Source organism: Stieleria sedimenti (assembly GCF_025060895.1).
Classification (GTDB): domain Bacteria; phylum Planctomycetota; class Planctomycetia; order Pirellulales; family Pirellulaceae; genus Stieleria; species Stieleria sedimenti.
Genome location: NZ_JANZKV010000301.1, coordinates 1 through 1,902, shown reverse-complemented (window position 1 = coordinate 1,902; position 1,902 = coordinate 1). Strand labels below are relative to the sequence as shown.

Genomic DNA, 1,902 nt, shown 5'->3' with positions numbered 1-1,902 from the left:
TCGGGATCTGCTGAGTCAATGGTGAGCCGCTGGCCGTAAGGCCTCGGGCGGGCGCCGGCATGCCCGGCCGCTTACGCATCACGGCTCACTAAATCAACAGACCGCTTGCTCCGTCCAATCTCGGACTTTGCCAGCGCACTCGCGCTGTGTCAGCGTGAAATGTTCGAGTTGCGTTTGTCGATCACGGTTAGCCGGTCACCAAAGCCCAGCCCACGCCGAAGGCACCGGAGTCTATCGGGCTACCGTGCCAAGTCGACCGCTGCTCTGGCGCCGAGGCGCCGACCAGTTGCGTGTCGCTCCGATTGTCGCCGCTGACAGACGCGATTTCGCTCGCGGCGGTCAATACCTTTTCGACAGCGGGAGACAGGTTGCCGCCGTAAATCGCAAACCCATCGACTCGGATGCCACGTGGGTGAAACACGTCGAAATGTGGAGAAAACCCTGCACACCACGGTGAGCACGAGCTGGTTTCGAGGAAGACGTTGAGATCAAACGTGCCGCGATCGAATCCGGCTTGCCCCGGTGACCCGATCGGCTCCTGATCGGTCGACTCGGGGGGAGGCATGAGCGCCGCGTGCGTGAAATTGTCGAGCCCCTCGGTTCCGGACGCCGAGACACAGATGCAATGTTGACCGACCGACTCGCTACGGAGCAGCTCCAATTCCCAGTTTTCGTCGCGCGGAGCGTTTCCGATCGATGCATCCAGCGCCGCGACTTCCACCCCGGTCAGGCGAGACAGCGCATCGATCAGGTTCAGCCCAGCGGTGGAGCCGACCAGGCCACATCCGTAAAGCAGGAAGTCACCGTCGGCCGCCAGCGAGGCGCCGATGGCACGCAGCGACGAGGCATGGTCGAGTGCCAGATCGGCGCGATCAATGGCTTGATCCCCGAGTTGCAGCAGCCCGTCCCAGCCATCGGAAATGAGATACACGACATCCAAGTTGGCCGCGCCGGTGAGCGATTCAGCCATCTGCTTGATCCCATTTCGTTTCGGGTCCAGGTAGATGATCTCCAATGGTTGACCGTTACGGACCAAGTCCTGGACCCGCGTCTCGTGCTGCTGGACCGTGACGTCGACGAACGCGTACTGACGTGGATGCAGCCCCGGCACTTCACTCGAGCCGCCGTCCATGCGGCCATACCATGACACCGTGCGAGGTTTCCGTTTCGGCCCATGGCCCGATGGCGACGCGTTTGCATCGTGGGGATCATGGGCTCCATCCATGGCGATGAAGTCCGACACATCGGCGTCAATCAAAACTCGTTCTTCGAGCGGTTCCGAATTGCGACGGCGATGGGGAACAGACGTGCGTTGGGTGGGATTCATAGTGATAGCCGGCTCCGCTACCGAAGACACGCCGGGCGTCCACGGAAGTTGAAGATTGGGGGAGGGTGAGTCGCAAGTCACGTTGCACCACAGACGCGCACCAGACGCACGACACGTGACCTTCGTCATCACTGATAACGGCTGAGGGCAAACCCTCTCCAAAGTGAAACACGAGGGTTTTCCCTCGGTCGTTGCGAATCACTGCAGATCAGGCGAACGCTAGCGTTTGTAGCGGGCGTAGCGATTGGAGAACCGCCGCGGGATGGCAGCGAAAGGGCATTGGCGTCTGCACAAGTCGAAGTCACCCTCCCTCGGGACGTCGATTCTTTTACCGCAGGATTTGGCAACCGATTGAGATTCTCTCCCTCTGGGGGTTCTTCGTGGATTTTAGTGGCTCATCGCTCAGGACCCAGGTTTTTCGAGGCATTGCTGCGATGTCCGAATGGGGAGAGCGAGGACAAACGCTCGGTTTAAACGACCCTCCGCCGACACGGGGGCCGGCGGAGGGCACGAAGCACCTTCGGCGCATCGCAGACCAGGTGATTCCTTGGCGGTTTGCTCCTCAGCCGCCGCAG

General features: G+C 61.0%; 1 protein-coding gene. It reads right to left on the bottom strand.

The window, feature by feature from the left end; genetic code table 11:
* Window positions 1–187 precede the first annotated feature (187 nt).
* Entirely contained in the window at window positions 188–1,327 is a 1,140-nt protein-coding gene (locus NZK35_RS31135) for a DUF4347 domain-containing protein (RefSeq protein ID WP_259636439.1), read from the bottom strand.
* Window positions 1,328–1,902: the final 575 nt, after the last annotated feature.

Bases quoted from the DNA above. Each gene is read 5' to 3' on its own strand.
- NZK35_RS31135 (WP_259636439.1), bottom strand. From the start codon at position 1,327: ATGAATCCCACCCAACGCACGTCTGTTCCCCATCGCCGTCGCAATTCG.